Genomic DNA, 14,091 nt, shown 5'->3' with positions numbered 1-14,091 from the left:
CCACTGGCGCACCCGTCATTAAGGGTTGTGAGCGCTGCGGAGGAAAGGGCTATAGCCGGATGCCATCATCGGTCGCTTATAGAGCTATCACCGCGCTACTANCAGAACTGAATGAAAGGACGTGGCGCAGGAATTGGAAACCGCTTTATGACCTGTTAGTAACTAAGTGCGACATAGAGGAAGGGGTAGCGGCGGACGAATTTCAGAAAGTAACGAAATGATTATCACAGACTTGCATTTTGTCCGGATGTGGCGTAGATTCCTTAAATAGTGGGAATTTCTAGCTATACACCACTAACACATTTTTAAGCCCTGCCAGAAATGGTGGGGTTTTTATTTGTATACGGAAACTGCACTGTTCTCTCCACACTTGTATACATGCCACCTTCGGGTGGTTTTTTATTTGGAAGATTCCGCGCAGAGGTACACAATCCGGCTTGAACCCGGATGGACTGGAAACGGTAGGGGGTCAACTCCTCAATCTTCCGCCAATTTGAACTGCTGCAAAAAATGCAGTAGTTGATTTATGTTAGCTCAGGTGGTTTTTTGGTTCAGCTTAATAATAATTTATTTGCGACAATTTGTTGCTAACCGCATCTTAATGTGGCATTCTCTGTTATGGGAATGCAGTACATCAAATGCAGTAGGGGGAATTTATGGCGACAAGCATCCGTTTAGATGATGACTTTGTTACTGATGTCAAGATTCATGCTGAGGCTTCAAGTCGAAGTGTACCTAAGCAAATTGAGCATTGGGCTAAGATAGGCCGTATAGCTGAAGATAATCCAGATTTGCCGTATAGCTTTATTCTTGAAACTCTGCTGGCAAAAGGCGAAGTCGATAACCAAAAGGTAAGTCGATATGTCCGACGGACTCCAAGGTCAGGAGATTGAGGTTTATCAATCTAACCGCTTTGAAAAGGTGTTAGGTAAGCTTCCTGAGCAGTTGTTGCAAATAGTAGAGAACGAGATTGACCGGATTTTGGATAACCCAGAACTGGGTGAACAAAAGAAGGGTGACCTTAGTTATCTAAGGGTTCATAAGTTTAAGCTCAATAATCAGTTAACACTACTTGGCTATAGCTGGGTAGAGAATAAGATTGAGTTATACCTTCTGAGTCTAGAATCACATGAGAACTTTTATCAGTCTCAAAAGAATCACCGAAAGGCTGATTTGAAGCTGATAAAATAACGACTAAGCCCCAACTTAAACACTGGGGCTTTTTTATACCCCAAATTTTAAACCTCGCCATCGTGCGGGTTTTTGCATATTTAGCCTTCAGCCAACGTCAATCACACTCCACACATTACTGCACAGTAATGACTACGGCTGCGGGCTATTTCTACTTTAAGGGCATAGCAATGAAAATTATCATCGAAGACGGCGGTCATACTATCTGGTTTCGCGATAACGAATCTAAAGACGGGATGGCGTGTACTGGCTATATAAAGGACGGTACGCAGGAAAAAATCATATCCGCCCTTGAGGATGCTTTGTTTCAGGCTAAAGGTGAGAGTTTAGCTTGGGATAATCGTGATGGAGTGTCGGATATTAGCGCTTCCACCACCTAGGTCTAGAACTACATTCCAGCCTCCACTATGCGGAACGGTTAATAGGGCTGGTAGTCTTTTGAAAAAGCCACCCCCTCCGTGATGAGTAAATCGTCCGCCCTGACTGTATATCCGGTAATTAGTATCAGTAAGCAACAGAACGTTGCACTGATGGGAGCAATCAACCTTAACGGTATCTCCCGCATTAAGATTAAATCGCTTATGTAAGTGATTCATAACACCTCCTTTGTTTAATAAGTACTCAAATATTAGTTAATAACCTTAATTTAACAAGGGTTATATCCCTATTCTTAAACCACCACGGAGTTATATCAATGTCGGAACCCTTAACCACGGGCGGCGCAACAGTATTATTAACCGGTGTGTCACTCACGGGGCTTTTTGCCGGCGTTGATGCAGGTGTAGTAATCGGCGCTTTCGCTGGCTCAGTTTTATTTGTTGTTTTATCGAATGATTTTACGAACTCGGTAAAAGCGCTACTGTTCGTGGTATCGATGATTGCCGGTATCTTATCTGCTGATTTTGTTGCATCGATGATTACAGCACTCACCCCTGAGAACGTTACCGCTGCGCTTCCATTGGGGGCAACTGTATCCTCTGCTATTGCTGTTCGCTTGTTAATGGCTCTGAGCAATCAGGCCGGTAACCCTACTAGCTTTTTTGAGCGATTAATCGACAAAATTGCTGATAAATTCAAGGGGCCAAAATGAATAACATCCTACCTTGGGTTAATGCGATTGCCTGCGGGTTGATTGCTTTACGCTTAATGACTTTCAGCCGAAAAGGTGAGCAACACCGCCCGCTGATTGCTGTTGTCGCCTATTTAATTGTAGTGGCCACCGCTTCGGTACCTATTCGCTTTTTCTTTGGTGATTACCCTATCCACGACATATCAGAAACGGTATTAAACGTGACGCTGTGTGTCGCCGTATTTGCAGTTAAGGGCAATATGGCCCGAATGTTTAGAGGGAATGGCAAAAATGAATAACTTTAAATTTAGCCAGCGTAGTGAGAATAACCTCAAAGGTGTTAACGCTAACCTGGTGAAGGTGGTGCGTCGCGCTCTTGAGATTACTAGTGTTGATTTCACTGTGATTGAAGGGGTGCGAACGTTAGCACGGCAAGAGCAGTTATACGCTCAAGGAAGAACAGCACCAGGCAAGATTGTTACTTGGACAATGAAATCCAAGCATATCGATGGCAATGCTGTTGATTTATTGCCGGTAACTGGCTGGGATAACTTATCTTCTTTTAAAGCCGTGTCTAAAGCGATGTTCCAAGCCGCCAATGAATTGGGTGTAAAAATTATTTGGGGTGCAGATTGGAACGGCAACGGCATTCAAGAGAAGGGAGAAACGGATAGCCCTCACTTCGAGATATCAACATGAGCTGGCGCGTAATACTTCCGATCGCTGCATTAGCGGCTTTTTTTGCGCTCATTTTTTACAGCTATAGCATGTATCGAGACAACAAAGCTGGCGAACTGCGAGAGCAATCACTAACAGCTAAGCTCGGTGTCTCAACGATGCTTATCTCTGTTCAGACGTATATCGACGAAACGAACAGGGCTATATCAGCTAGCCAGCTTGCTAACGAGAAGAGGTTAAGGGATGAAAGCGACAGTAGTTTGCAGCGACTCAGGCAAGCGGCGAAGAGTAATCGGTGTGCTGGGGAGCGTATGCCTGATTCTATCATTAGCATCCTGCGCGAGTAATGAGCCACCACTCCCCGAGCTAATAATCCCGATGCCGCCAGAGTCTGCGTTAGTTGAGTGCGAAGAGCCGCAGTTCTTCGGTGAAACGTGGGGGGAAGCAACTGAGTACATCGTAGCGTTAAAGCGTGAGCTTCGGATTTGCTCTGGTCGTCTGGATGCTGTTATCAAGTGGCGGCAGGTAGCAAAGCGTAAGCAATAGTCATTACAAAGCCTACTCGCTGAGCGGGCTTGATAATGATAATCTGCTGCTAAATATCGATATCGCAGAATTAGTTTTGATTCGCTCCGGTGGTGAATAAAGACTTTACAGCACAATATTCCAAATGGTCACTTCGGTGGCCTTTTTTACGTCTGAAGGAAAGTGAGGTAAATATGCCAGAACATCGAGCACTCAATGTACCAACCCCTAACCAGTCTCAAGCGCTACAGCATATCAACCTGCTTGATGAGTTCATGCGAAAGAACCGGATGAGTGCTGACCATGTGCTTAATGCAGTGGCTCATATAAAGAGAATTGCTGGTGAATCCAAGACGCCGCCAGGCCCTGAATAAGCAATAGCTCTAAGCGCTGAGTTGTCGCCGTTCGTCTGTATTAGCTATGACGTGGTAGTTATGCCCCACCGAGCGTACAGGCTGCCTCAAAAACGACTCATACCGCCTTTGTTATTAAGGCGCATGTCCGCATTACCTGCGGTGGTAGAAGAAAGGTAATGGTCACCCCTTGGTGGGGTAATCAAGAGCGCATTGTAATAGTGTGCTGCTGATTACTTACACAATGCTACCAGCCATCCCTATCCGGTCACCCTGACTATTATGGTTGGCGGCATTCTTATTTAGAGGTATGCAATATGGCTCAACGCTATGGGCCTGAGATAACACACAGCAACGGCATTTGTTATGTGGATATGATAAAGCCGATCTACTACATCGATTATGTTCAAGTCTTTAATAGTACAAACACAAATACGGTGACGTGGTCTAAAACTTATCCAGAAGTTGATCGCAGTCGATTTAAATTGTCTGTTATTTCTGCCAACTCATTTATAAATCTAAACAATATGTCAAAGCCGCAAATAACAATCAGCGGGGCAACTGTCACAATTGTTACGCGCCAGTATGGTGGCGTGTTCTTTATTGCTCAGGAGTCTATCTGATGGCGTATGGCAGCGAAATACTTTCATCTGATGGGCGGGTATGGATGACTCCCGATGTGATGCCGCTCATCTACCAGTTCAATACAACTGTTAGCGGTTTTAATGCAACAACCATTAAAACTATCAATACGAGTGTTCCGACCAGCCGCGCATGTATAGCCTTTACTCAGTGTTTAAGTGACCCGATGCCGGGGCGATTCGCTGTACTGACATATATGAGTCAGGCCAATGGCGTATGGCAGGTGAACGTAAGAGGTAATCCAAACATATCAGTAAAGATTTATGTCTTTGCTAATGTCGTTGTCCCAACTTCCCGATATGGGATTCAATATTTTAATTCAGCCGGCGTTGAGACATATAACGCTAACTGCATTCCGGTGCAGATATATCAAATGGCTCCCGGCTTTGGCAATTGGGCATCAACTTCATTTAGCAGCGTTGCTGTTCTTGCGGCAGTGTGTGGGCTTCAACGAATGTATGTGGGCCAGCAGCCAGCTGATGCCTTTGTTGTTCCTGTTGCGTTGGGCGGCAAGATTAGCGCTATACCCATTTCTATTGTTCCAACCATGAACCCCGCACCAGAAACGATGTGGGGAAGTGCGGTATACATCAACGCTGCGCTATATAACTGAGGTATCACTATGGCAGCACGTATCCCGCGCGCATGCCGCAAACACGGCTGCGGTAAGACAACTATCGACCGGTCTGGCTATTGTCCTGACCATATCAATACCGGCTGGGAGCAACACCAACAGGGCAAGACGCGACACGAACGCGGGTACGGCACGCTATGGGATAAGCTCAGGCCAATGATTAAGACCCGAGATAAAGGATTGTGCCAGCAATGCTTACGCAATGGTCGTGCGGTATCAGGTACCACCGTTGACCATATCAAAGCAAAGGCTCACGGCGGCACGGATGACCCATCAAACTTAGAGCTATTGTGCTGGCCCTGTCACCGGGCTAAGACAGCTAAAGAGAGGATTGTATGACTGAAGAAGAGCAAACAGTATTGATGTTCAAAGGTCTAATAGCAGAGTTATCGGAAGAGCAGCGCAGCATTGTTAACGCCTACATTGATCAGCTTGATTTAATGTTAGCAGACAATAGCACTGAGGCAACAATTGCACTTGGTTTCGTAGGTGCTCGGCTTCAATGCTTGTAGCTATCTGATTTTTAAATGATATATTTTCATTAATAAATAAATGAGAATAATTATCATATGCGGGGAGGGGGGGATCAAATCCCTGCCACTTTCACCCTATAGGACCGCCGCCTTAGCCTTTTCTGTATCGCCGCAGGTTAGAAACCTTTTTTAGGGTATCCCCATGTGGCAATTAATAGGAGTTTTCGATTATGTCTGGACCACCGAGAACCCCGACACACCTGCGTTTAGTGAAGGGGAACCCATCAAAGAGGTCAATCAATAAAGATGAGCCAAAACCGGCCGTAGGGGTACCCCCAACACCAAAGCATTTTAATAAGCAGGAAAAATACTGGTTCAAAATTATTAGCGAGCGCCTCAACTCAATGGGCGTACTTACTGTTATTGACGGTATGGCGCTAGAGCTTCTAGTAGGAGCCTACGTTGAGTGGCGTCGCCATCGTGATGTTATTGATCAAGAGGGCGACTCGTATAAAACAACGTCATCAGACGGCAGTGTCATGATTAGACCTCACCCTCAGGTAGCAATGATGGCTGATGCATGGAAGCGTATTTGTAAAATGCAGGCTGAATTTGGCATGACTCCTGCCAGCCGGTCTAAAGTTAACGCCAAAGGTGCCGAAACTGCCGACCCATTAGAGGCATTTCTCAATAAACGGAAATAAAATGCAGCATGGCGACCGTATCAGATGGTATCACCTACGCCGAGCGCGTAGTGTCCGGAGAGATTGTTGCTGGCGAATTGGTGCGGCTTTCGTGCCAGAGATTTCTTAATGACTTAGAGCATGGACCAGATCGGGGCGTCTACTTCAATGAGGATCGCGCCCAGCACATACTCGACTTCTATGATTTTGTACCTCACGTTAAAGGGGCTTTGGCTGGTAAACCGATCGACCTGATGGATTGGGATATCTTTATCCTGATTAACCTATTTGGGTTTGTTATTCCTCTCATTGATGAACTGACCGGCTTGCCCGTTCTGGATGAAGACGGTGATACCGTCATGGTTCGCCGTTTCCGTACAGCGTATAACGAAGTTGCCCGTAAAAATGCCAAGTCTACACTGTCATCTGGCATCGGGCTGTACATGACCGGCGCTGACGGGGAGGGTGGGGCCGAGGTGTATTCAGCAGCCACCACCAGAGACCAGGCGCGAATAGTTTTTGATGACGCTAAAAACATGATCAAGAAGGCACCTAAAACGTTAGGCCGCCTTTTTAGTCACCTGAAGCTCAACATTCACCAGGAACGTACGGCATCAAAGTTTGAGCCGCTATCCAGCGACGCTAACAATCTGGACGGTCTTAATATCCATTGTGGCATTGTTGATGAACTTCATGCTCACCGTACTCGTGATGTTTGGGATGTTCTTGAGACAGCCACCGGAGCCCGGTTACAGTCATTATTGTTCGCTATTACGACTGCTGGCTCAAATAAAGAAGGTATTTGTTTCGAACAACGCGATTATGCAATAAAAATACTTCGCGGGATTGTTGAGGATGATACCTACTTTGCTGTGATCTACACTCTGGATGAAGGTGATGATCATTTTGATGAAGCGAACTGGCCCAAGGCTAACCCCGGATTAGGCATCTGTAAGCGCTGGGATGATATGCGCCGGCTGGCTAAAAAGGCCAAGGAGCAGATTGCGGCCCGGCCAAACTTTCTCACTAAGCACCTTAATATCTGGGTAACGGCTGAAAGCTCTTGGATGGATATGGATAAGTGGGATAAATGCCCAGAGACCGCATCCGATGAAGAGTTAAAGAATTGGCCTATGTGGGCTGGTATTGACCTTTCGAACAAGATTGATATTTGTGCTGCTGTAAAGGAATGGCTAGATCCTGCTGGGCATACTCATATTAAAGCTAAATTCTGGATACCAGAAGGTCGCTTGGAAACAGCACCAAAGCACATTGCTGAGTTGTACCGGAAGTGGGCCGATGCTGGATATCTTGAATTAACGGACGGTGAAGTTATTGATCACGGGTATATCAAAGCCGAAGTAATGGCTTGGATTGCTGGCGATAACCTGCAAGAACTGGGGTTTGACCCGTGGAGCGCAACGCAGTTTAGTTTAGCCCTTGCCGAGGAAGGAATTCCCGTTGTTGAGGTTCCGCAAACTGTTAAAAACTTATCGGAGGCGATGAAATCTACAGAGGCCGATATTTACGGTAAAAAGTTTCATCATGACAAGAATCCGGTCATGACATGGATGATGTCAAACGTCACCGTTAAACCGGATAAGAACGATAATATATTCCCGAATAAATCTACTCCTGAAAATAAAATTGATGGTCCATCGGCTTTATTTACGGCTCGTAGCCGTCAATTGGTTAATGGTGGGAGCACTCCGGATATGAGTGGTTTCTTTGCTGATCCAATAATTATAGGCGTCTAATGAAAAACAAAAAGAAACCCGGAAGGGTTAAATCAGCTCTTCTGAATTGGCTGGGGGTGCCTATCAGCCTCACTGATGGTGGCTTTTGGGAAGAGTGGATAGGTACCAGTAGTAGTGGGAAAGTTGTTACTACCGACAAGGCTATGCAGCTTTCGGCTGTATGGGCTTGTGTTCGGCTTTTAAGTGAGTCTGTATCAACGTTACCGCTGAAAGTGTACAAGCGAAATGCTGATGGTTCCCGAGAACTAGCCAAAGATCATCCGGCATATAATGTTCTCTGTCGGCGCCCTAATAGTGAAATGACACCATCCCGGCTTATGTTAATGCTGGTGGCCAGCCAGTGCTTGAGAGGGAATGCGTTTATTGAACAACGGATGATTGGGAGAAAACTCATTTCTCTTAACCCGTTATTACCGCAAAACATGAAGGTAAAGCGCCTAGATAGTGGAAAGCTAGAATACACATATACCGAAAACGGAGTAAAACGGCTTATTCCCGCTGAGCGAATGATGCACATCCGTGGGTTTGGTCTTGATGGTATATGTGGAATGATGCCGATGATGGTAGGTCGCGACGTATTCGGTGCAGCAATGTCTGTAGAGGAGTCGGCCGCGAAAATCTTTGAAAATGGATTGCAAAATTCAGGCTTTGTATCAGCAAAAGTTCCTTTGAATGATGAACAGCGCGAAAGGTTGCGGAAGTATATGCAGGCTTTCGTGGGGTCAAAGAATGCTGGGAAAATAATGGTATTAGAGGGCGATTTGTCATATCAGAACGTCACTATGAATCCAGAAGCCGCACAGATGTTAGAGAGCAGATCATTTAGTATTGAGGAGATATGTCGCTGGTTCCGGGTTCCGCCTTTTATGGTTGGTCATACGACGAAGCAAAGTAGCTGGGCATCCAGCGTTGAAGGAATGAATCTTATATTTCTGACTAATACTTTGCGTCCGCTGCTGGTGAATATTGAGCAAGAAATCTCCCGCTGCCTACTGGGTAATGATGATGATTACTTTGCTGAGTTCTCTGTTGAAGGGTTGTTAAGAGCTGATAGCGCAGGCCGTTCAGCTTACTATACAACAGCATTGCAAAATGGTTGGATGAGTCGTAATGATGTTCGCCGGCTCGAAAACTTACCACCAATTGAAGGCGGTGATATTTATACTGTCCAACTTAATCTTATCGCTCTTGAAGATCTTAAATCACATAATCAGGCCACAAAAGCTAAGGCTATTACTGAGTTACATAGCTATCTGTTCCCAGATATCCCTGTAGAACAGTCCCCGCTTAAGCAAGCCGCTTAGGAGTAAACCCAATGTCAATAAAGAACCTTCCGGTTGCTCCGGTGGGCCGCCCGTGCGCGGGTGCTTCCTGTGAACTACTGCCAAGTGCGGTTGACCGCTGGAACGGCGGTATTAAAGCCACGAATAGTACGGAAAATACTATCTCCATTTTTGATGTTATTGGTCAGGACTATTGGGGTGAGGGCATAACGGCAAGTCGAATTGCGGCGATATTGCGCTCACTCGGTGGCGCCGATGTCACTGTAAATATCAATAGTCCTGGTGGTGATATGTTCGAAGGGCTGGCTATCTATAACCAGTTACGAGAATACAGTGGAAAAGTAACGGTAAAAGTGCTGGGGCTTGCTGCCTCTGCGGCTTCCATTATTGCCATGGCGGGTGATGAGGTTCAGATAGGGCGCGGTGCTTTTCTTATGATTCACAACTGCTGGATCGTGATGATGGGTAACAGGCACGACTTAGCCAAAGCGGCGCAGGATATAGAACCTTTTGATCGTGCTATGAGTGATATCTACTCGGCGCGAAGTGGGCTGTCTGCTACGGATATTTCCACCATGATGGATAACGAAACCTATATTGCTGGCAGCGATGCGGTAGATAAAGGTTTTGCTGACCAGTTATTGGCCGCTGATGAGATTGCCAGTGATGACAATACTCCCGCCGCGGCTATGCGAAAACTTGATGCGTTTCTGGCTAAAGGCAATATGCCGAGATCTGAGCGCCGAAAATTACTGAAAGCCTTGTCTGGTAGTACGCCTAGCGCTACTACCGATCCCGATGGTACGCCGAGCGCTACCAATGAAATTAACCCTGAAGTATTAGCCAAATTGGATGCTGCACTAAGCGGCTTCGTTATGGCATCCCATTAATCTGGAGAAATTATGTCTGATGTAAATGAAGTATTGAAGAAAGTCTCTGCTGCGCTGGAAGATGCGACAAGTAAGTTTAATATCAAGGCTGAGGAGGCGCTTAAAGAGGCTAAAGCTTCCGGTCAGCTTTCTGCAGACACAAAAGCTGCTGTCGATAAAATGGCATTAGAGTTTAATGCGCTGACGGCTGCAGAGAAAACGTTGAAAGCGGCTCTTGGCGATCTCGAGCAACATGTTGCTCAAATGCCTCTTGCTAATGCTGTGCGCGTAGCTGAAACGGTCGGTCAGCAGGTTATTTCAGCCGAGGCGCTGAAAGGCTTTGTTTCTGCATTGGCTGGTAATCAGCGTATTAGTATTCCTGTAAAAGCGGCGCTGCTTTCAGTTGATGTACCTGGTCAGATTGTAGCACCTCACCGGTTGCCAGGAATTGATGTCCCGCCTAAGCAACGCTTGTTTATTCGTGATTTGATTGCGCCGGGCCAAACGACCTCCAGTACTATTTACTGGGTTCAGCAGACTGGTTTTACCAATAATGCCAAAGTGGTCGCAGAGGGAACTACCAAGCCATATAGCGATATTGAATTTGGCGAAAAAATCACACCGGTACGTACTATTGCGCATATGTTTAAAGCGGCTAAACAGATTTTAGATGACTTTGCGCAACTTCAATCAACTATTGATACTGAGCTACGCTTTGGTCTGAAGTATGTTGAAGAGCAAGAGATCCTGTTCGGCGACGGTACTGGCGTTCATCTTGAAGGGATTATGCCGCAAGCATCTGTTTTTGCTGCGCAGTTTGAAGTATCTAAGCAAAACGGTATTGATGATTTGCGTCTGGCTATGTTGCAGGCCCAACTGGCGCGTTTCTCGGCTTCTGGTCATGTCCTGCACTTTACTGATTGGGCTAAGATCGAGCTAACTAAGGATACGTTAGGGCGCTATATCCTTGCTAACCCGTCCGCTTTGACTTCTCCGACTTTATGGGGTTTGCCCGTTGTAGCGACGGAAGCGCCGGCATTCTTAGGTAAGTTCCTGACCGGTGCATTTAATGCGGGGGCTCAGATTTTTGACCGAGAAGAAGCCAACGTTGTGATCAGTACCGAGAACGCTGACGACTTCGAAAAGAACATGATCTCTATTCGCTGTGAAGAGCGCTTGGCGCTGGCCGTATATCGTCCGGAGGCTTTCATTACCGGCGCATTTACTGTTCCGACTCCATAATAACCTTTTAATAAGCGGCCTGCGGGCCGCTACATCAGAGAATAGATTATGAAATTAATTGCAATTAAACCGATTTATTTCGGTGGAAGTGTTGTGTCTGATGGACGACCGTTCGAGACCTCAGAGCAGCATGGGCGTGAATTACTGAAAAAGGGCTATGCAAAGTTAGAAGATGAACTTGATACTGAAGAGCCAGAGCCAGAGCCAGAGCCAGAGCCAGAGCCAGAGCCAGAGCCAGAGCCAGAGCCAGAGCCAGAGCCAGTACTGGCTAAAAAAGGTAAGACGACTAAATAAGGTGACTTATGATCAATCTTGAATTGATAAAGGCGCACTGTCGGCTAGATCCTGATTTTAACGATGATGATAACTTGTTAGGCATTTTTCAGCAGGCAGCTTTTAAGTATGTTGAAAACAAGACTAATCGGGTTATGTATCTCCCTGATCAGGATCCCCCTGAAGGGGATAACTTGCTGATGGACGGTGATATCGTAACAGCAATGTTGTTATTGATAGGGCATTGGTATGAAAACAGGGAGTCAGTAATCATCGGGACTCAGGCTTCCGTTGTTCCAATCGCGACGGATATTCTTCTTCAACCATATAGGGTGTATGGGTTATGAGGGCGGGAGATCTGAAAGATCGAGTTATGTTACAAAAACCGGTAACTAGCAGGGCCGCCTCGGGCCAGCAAGTGATTACTTTTGAAGATGTGAAACCTGTTTGGGCAAAGTTAGAACCCATTTCAAACAGAAAAATCAGAGAAGGGGCCCAGGATCAGATTGTAGATACTTATCTTATAACTTTACGACCGCGTGATGATGTTCAAAAAGGTTGGCGGGTGGTGACAAAGCATTTAATTTTCACCGTTCGCAGCCCTGACCGTAGCAAACGCGATCGCCTAGTACTTACTGGGGAGGCTGATATTGTCGATGATAGAACTTCAGGTAAAAGCCGAGCTTGAAAAACTAACTGGTCTTGAGGTCTATCCACTATCAAGACCGGACGATATAAATGAATGTATTGTTTATATTCCTATAAGCGATCCTGCGGTTGAAACAGGTTTTGTTAGAACCGGGCTGGTGGCTTTACGGCTGCAGGTTGATTTTTATTGTATCGATTATGAAGAGGCAAGAGCCCATGATCGTGCAGTATGGAATGCTTGGAAAAATATTACACACGGAAAGATAGGGGCTAAGTCTGTTCAATATGTAACGCGAGGCGGCAAGATTGAGCGCCGTTATTCTGATGCTAGTCCGTCAGGTATTTTTTGTATATCTCGCGACTTCATTATTTATCACGATGAGGATTCTGAATGATAACTATGAAGATTGAAGGACTAAAGGACTTAGAGCGAGACCTTATTGCTCTAGGTGAAAAGGTTGGAACTAAGGTGCTTAGGGAGGCGGGTAGAGCTGCCTTACAGCCTGTTCTTTTGGATATGCAAACTCACGCTGGATATGACGGCTCAAGCAGTGGTGAGCATATGCGGGATAGCATTAAAGTAAGAAGTACGAGTAAATCAAAAAATCCTAATACGGTAGTAACACTTAGAGTAGGTCCGAGTAAAAAGCACCGAATGAAAGCAATAGCTCAGGAGTTCGGAACAATTAAACAATCTCCCAAAGCATTTATCCGTCCAGCGCTGGATTACAACAAAATGAAGGTGCTCCGCATCTTGGCTGTTGAAATCCGAGAAGGCATCACCCGATCCCGGTAGCGTTCTGCTACTTTTTTATTACAAAATAGAGAGATATTAACGATGACTAATAATGTCAAATCGTCGCCTGAGTACGCCATGTTACCTGCGGGTACTGAAGCATCATGGGCCGCATTAGGTTCTGAAGTATTCAAATTATTGGCTAACTGTAAAGCATTGGGCGCCACAGGGTTGACAGGTGGGTTTGTCGATTGCTCAACTCTTATCGACAAAAATAAGCAATCAATTTCAGATTTACCGGAAGGGCCGGAAAAAGATCTCGGGTTTATTGATGATCCTACAAATGAAGATTTCGCCGCATTTTTAACGGCAGCCGAAAATCGTGAAACGGTTCAATTTAAGGTAAGGCTACCCAACAAGCGAATCGGGACCATGATCTTAGCCCTGTCCGGATGGGAAATGGCCGAGATATCCGCTCCGGCCAGTGAAGTTATCAGCATCACCGTCAAAGGTAAGCAAAATAATCTGGTTTGGTCAGTTGATGCCACTCCAGCCCCATAAAAGTAACGAAATAAGGTTTTCAATGAAAAGCTTGAAAGAACAACTATTAACACCAACTAAATCCGCGGTAAAAAAGAATATTCTCGGTGCGGATGTTTTCATTCGGCGTTTAACAGCGCAGGAATTACTGGATTATGACGAGCAGGCCGAGCGTATACGAGAAAGTGGAACCGCTCAGCAACAATCGGTCCATAGCGTTGAATTTATCTTAAACGCATTGGTTGATGCCGACGGCAATGCTTTACCAGTAGGCGATTTGCCCTCTGCTATGGAACTATTGGCGGTTCATGATAACCCCGCGCTAGTCGATGCTCTGGTTGAGGTGCAAAAACATAGCGTTATCAAAATTGAGGAGGCTGAAAAAAACTCATAACCTCACCGTGGCTCTCGCTAATTTTTCAACTAGCTGAGCGCTTTGGTGAGGTTGATCCTCGAAAGGTAGCAAACTTGCCAGCTAATATCCTTATGTACTGG

General features: G+C 45.8%; 26 protein-coding genes. 25 read left to right on the top strand and 1 reads right to left on the bottom strand.

Going from position 1 to position 14,091, the window contains the following annotated elements:
- Positions 1 to 17: 17 nt before the first annotated feature.
- From YWE_RS29795 to YWE_RS0118430, 4 genes are all read left to right on the top strand, one after another.
- The gene (locus YWE_RS29795) at positions 18 to 221 is read left to right on the top strand and encodes an antitermination protein Q (RefSeq protein WP_282705584.1); all 204 of its coding nucleotides are present in this window, start codon (positions 18 to 20) and stop codon (positions 219 to 221) included.
- 435 nt (positions 222 to 656) lie between these two features.
- Entirely contained in the window at positions 657 to 893 is a 237-nt protein-coding gene (locus YWE_RS0118440; protein ID WP_029095861.1) for a ParD-like family protein, read from the top strand.
- On the top strand, positions 862 to 1,191 hold the full coding sequence (locus YWE_RS0118435; protein WP_029095860.1) for a type II toxin-antitoxin system RelE/ParE family toxin: 330 nt from the start codon (positions 862 to 864) through the stop codon (positions 1,189 to 1,191). The genes YWE_RS0118440 and YWE_RS0118435 overlap by 32 nt, the downstream gene beginning before the upstream one ends.
- Before the next feature lie 128 nt (positions 1,192 to 1,319).
- Positions 1,320 to 1,571 carry an Rrf2 family transcriptional regulator gene (locus tag YWE_RS0118430; protein WP_248595865.1) on the top strand — a complete coding sequence of 84 codons (252 nt, stop codon included), beginning with the start codon at positions 1,320 to 1,322 and terminating at the stop codon, positions 1,569 to 1,571.
- Here YWE_RS0118430 and YWE_RS29790 read toward each other — a convergent pair.
- Positions 1,518 to 1,787 (bottom strand): DUF1883 domain-containing protein, encoded by a 270-nt coding sequence (locus tag YWE_RS29790; protein ID WP_071605897.1) that lies wholly within the window; start codon positions 1,785 to 1,787, stop codon positions 1,518 to 1,520. The two genes, YWE_RS0118430 and YWE_RS29790, sit on opposite strands and share 54 nt — an antisense overlap.
- A 98-nt stretch (positions 1,788 to 1,885) precedes the next feature.
- On the opposite strand from YWE_RS29790, the gene YWE_RS0118425 reads away from it, so the two are divergent.
- The 21 genes from YWE_RS0118425 (at position 1,886) to YWE_RS0118320 (ending at position 13,990) form a co-directional block, all read left to right on the top strand.
- The gene (locus YWE_RS0118425; RefSeq protein WP_029095858.1) at positions 1,886 to 2,281 is read left to right on the top strand and encodes a putative holin; all 396 of its coding nucleotides are present in this window, start codon (positions 1,886 to 1,888) and stop codon (positions 2,279 to 2,281) included.
- Positions 2,278 to 2,559 carry a phage holin family protein gene (locus YWE_RS0118420; protein ID WP_036016487.1) on the top strand — a complete coding sequence of 94 codons (282 nt, stop codon included), beginning with the start codon at positions 2,278 to 2,280 and terminating at the stop codon, positions 2,557 to 2,559. The genes YWE_RS0118425 and YWE_RS0118420 overlap by 4 nt, the downstream gene beginning before the upstream one ends.
- Positions 2,552 to 2,959 (top strand): M15 family metallopeptidase, encoded by a 408-nt coding sequence (locus tag YWE_RS0118415; protein ID WP_029095856.1) that lies wholly within the window; start codon positions 2,552 to 2,554, stop codon positions 2,957 to 2,959. Before YWE_RS0118420 ends, YWE_RS0118415 begins: the two co-directional genes overlap by 8 nt.
- Before the next feature lie 222 nt (positions 2,960 to 3,181).
- Complete coding sequence (gene lysC / locus YWE_RS31120; RefSeq protein WP_166792918.1) at positions 3,182 to 3,484, top strand: Rz1-like lysis system protein LysC; 303 nt, start codon at positions 3,182 to 3,184, stop codon at positions 3,482 to 3,484.
- 173 nt (positions 3,485 to 3,657) lie between these two features.
- Positions 3,658 to 3,837 (top strand): hypothetical protein, encoded by a 180-nt coding sequence (locus tag YWE_RS0118400; protein WP_029095855.1) that lies wholly within the window; start codon positions 3,658 to 3,660, stop codon positions 3,835 to 3,837.
- Positions 3,838 to 4,133: 296 nt separating this feature from the next.
- Positions 4,134 to 4,439, top strand: coding sequence for a hypothetical protein (locus YWE_RS0118395; protein ID WP_029095854.1), 306 nt, complete (start codon positions 4,134 to 4,136; stop codon positions 4,437 to 4,439).
- Positions 4,439 to 5,071, top strand: coding sequence for a hypothetical protein (locus YWE_RS0118390; RefSeq protein ID WP_029095853.1), 633 nt, complete (start codon positions 4,439 to 4,441; stop codon positions 5,069 to 5,071). The genes YWE_RS0118395 and YWE_RS0118390 overlap by 1 nt, the downstream gene beginning before the upstream one ends.
- A 9-nt stretch (positions 5,072 to 5,080) precedes the next feature.
- Positions 5,081 to 5,431, top strand: coding sequence for an HNH endonuclease (locus tag YWE_RS0118385; protein WP_029095852.1), 351 nt, complete (start codon positions 5,081 to 5,083; stop codon positions 5,429 to 5,431).
- Positions 5,428 to 5,604 carry a hypothetical protein gene (locus YWE_RS31115; RefSeq protein WP_166793055.1) on the top strand — a complete coding sequence of 59 codons (177 nt, stop codon included), beginning with the start codon at positions 5,428 to 5,430 and terminating at the stop codon, positions 5,602 to 5,604. Before YWE_RS0118385 ends, YWE_RS31115 begins: the two co-directional genes overlap by 4 nt.
- Positions 5,605 to 5,795: 191 nt before the next feature.
- Positions 5,796 to 6,269, top strand: coding sequence for a phage terminase small subunit P27 family (locus YWE_RS0118375; RefSeq protein ID WP_029095851.1), 474 nt, complete (start codon positions 5,796 to 5,798; stop codon positions 6,267 to 6,269).
- An 8-nt stretch (positions 6,270 to 6,277) separates the two neighbouring features.
- Positions 6,278 to 8,005, top strand: a complete 1,728-nt coding sequence (locus tag YWE_RS0118370; protein ID WP_029095850.1) for a terminase large subunit — start codon at positions 6,278 to 6,280, stop codon at positions 8,003 to 8,005.
- Entirely contained in the window at positions 8,005 to 9,309 is a 1,305-nt protein-coding gene (locus tag YWE_RS0118365; protein WP_029095849.1) for a phage portal protein, read from the top strand. Before YWE_RS0118370 ends, YWE_RS0118365 begins: the two co-directional genes overlap by 1 nt.
- 11 nt (positions 9,310 to 9,320) lie before the next feature.
- Positions 9,321 to 10,178: a head maturation protease, ClpP-related gene (locus YWE_RS0118360; protein WP_029095848.1), complete on the top strand. Its 858-nt coding sequence runs from the start codon at positions 9,321 to 9,323 to the stop codon at positions 10,176 to 10,178.
- A 12-nt stretch (positions 10,179 to 10,190) separates the two neighbouring features.
- Positions 10,191 to 11,399, top strand: a complete 1,209-nt coding sequence (locus YWE_RS0118355) for a phage major capsid protein (RefSeq protein WP_029095847.1) — start codon at positions 10,191 to 10,193, stop codon at positions 11,397 to 11,399.
- A 48-nt stretch (positions 11,400 to 11,447) separates the two neighbouring features.
- Positions 11,448 to 11,693: a DUF7210 family protein gene (locus tag YWE_RS31235; protein ID WP_029095846.1), complete on the top strand. Its 246-nt coding sequence runs from the start codon at positions 11,448 to 11,450 to the stop codon at positions 11,691 to 11,693.
- A gap of 8 nt (positions 11,694 to 11,701) precedes the next feature.
- Entirely contained in the window at positions 11,702 to 12,019 is a 318-nt protein-coding gene (locus YWE_RS0118345) for a head-tail connector protein (protein ID WP_029095845.1), read from the top strand.
- A complete protein-coding gene (locus YWE_RS0118340) occupies positions 12,016 to 12,360 on the top strand; it encodes a phage head closure protein (protein ID WP_029095844.1) in 345 nt (114 codons plus the stop codon). Before YWE_RS0118345 ends, YWE_RS0118340 begins: the two co-directional genes overlap by 4 nt.
- Positions 12,329 to 12,715 (top strand): hypothetical protein, encoded by a 387-nt coding sequence (locus YWE_RS0118335; RefSeq protein ID WP_029095843.1) that lies wholly within the window; start codon positions 12,329 to 12,331, stop codon positions 12,713 to 12,715. Before YWE_RS0118340 ends, YWE_RS0118335 begins: the two co-directional genes overlap by 32 nt.
- Positions 12,712 to 13,116, top strand: coding sequence for an HK97-gp10 family putative phage morphogenesis protein (locus YWE_RS0118330; RefSeq protein ID WP_029095842.1), 405 nt, complete (start codon positions 12,712 to 12,714; stop codon positions 13,114 to 13,116). Before YWE_RS0118335 ends, YWE_RS0118330 begins: the two co-directional genes overlap by 4 nt.
- Positions 13,117 to 13,158: 42 nt before the next feature.
- A complete protein-coding gene (locus YWE_RS0118325; RefSeq protein ID WP_029095841.1) occupies positions 13,159 to 13,617 on the top strand; it encodes a hypothetical protein in 459 nt (152 codons plus the stop codon).
- Positions 13,618 to 13,639: 22 nt separating this feature from the next.
- Positions 13,640 to 13,990, top strand: a complete 351-nt coding sequence (locus tag YWE_RS0118320; protein WP_029095840.1) for a hypothetical protein — start codon at positions 13,640 to 13,642, stop codon at positions 13,988 to 13,990.
- The last annotated feature ends 101 nt before the right edge of the window (positions 13,991 to 14,091 follow it).

The sequence above is a fragment of the Budvicia aquatica DSM 5075 = ATCC 35567 genome (genome assembly GCF_000427805.1).
GTDB lineage: Bacteria > Pseudomonadota > Gammaproteobacteria > Enterobacterales > Enterobacteriaceae > Budvicia > Budvicia aquatica.
Note: the sequence above shows the minus strand (reverse complement) of the source record. Positions and strands in the feature narration are given on the sequence as shown.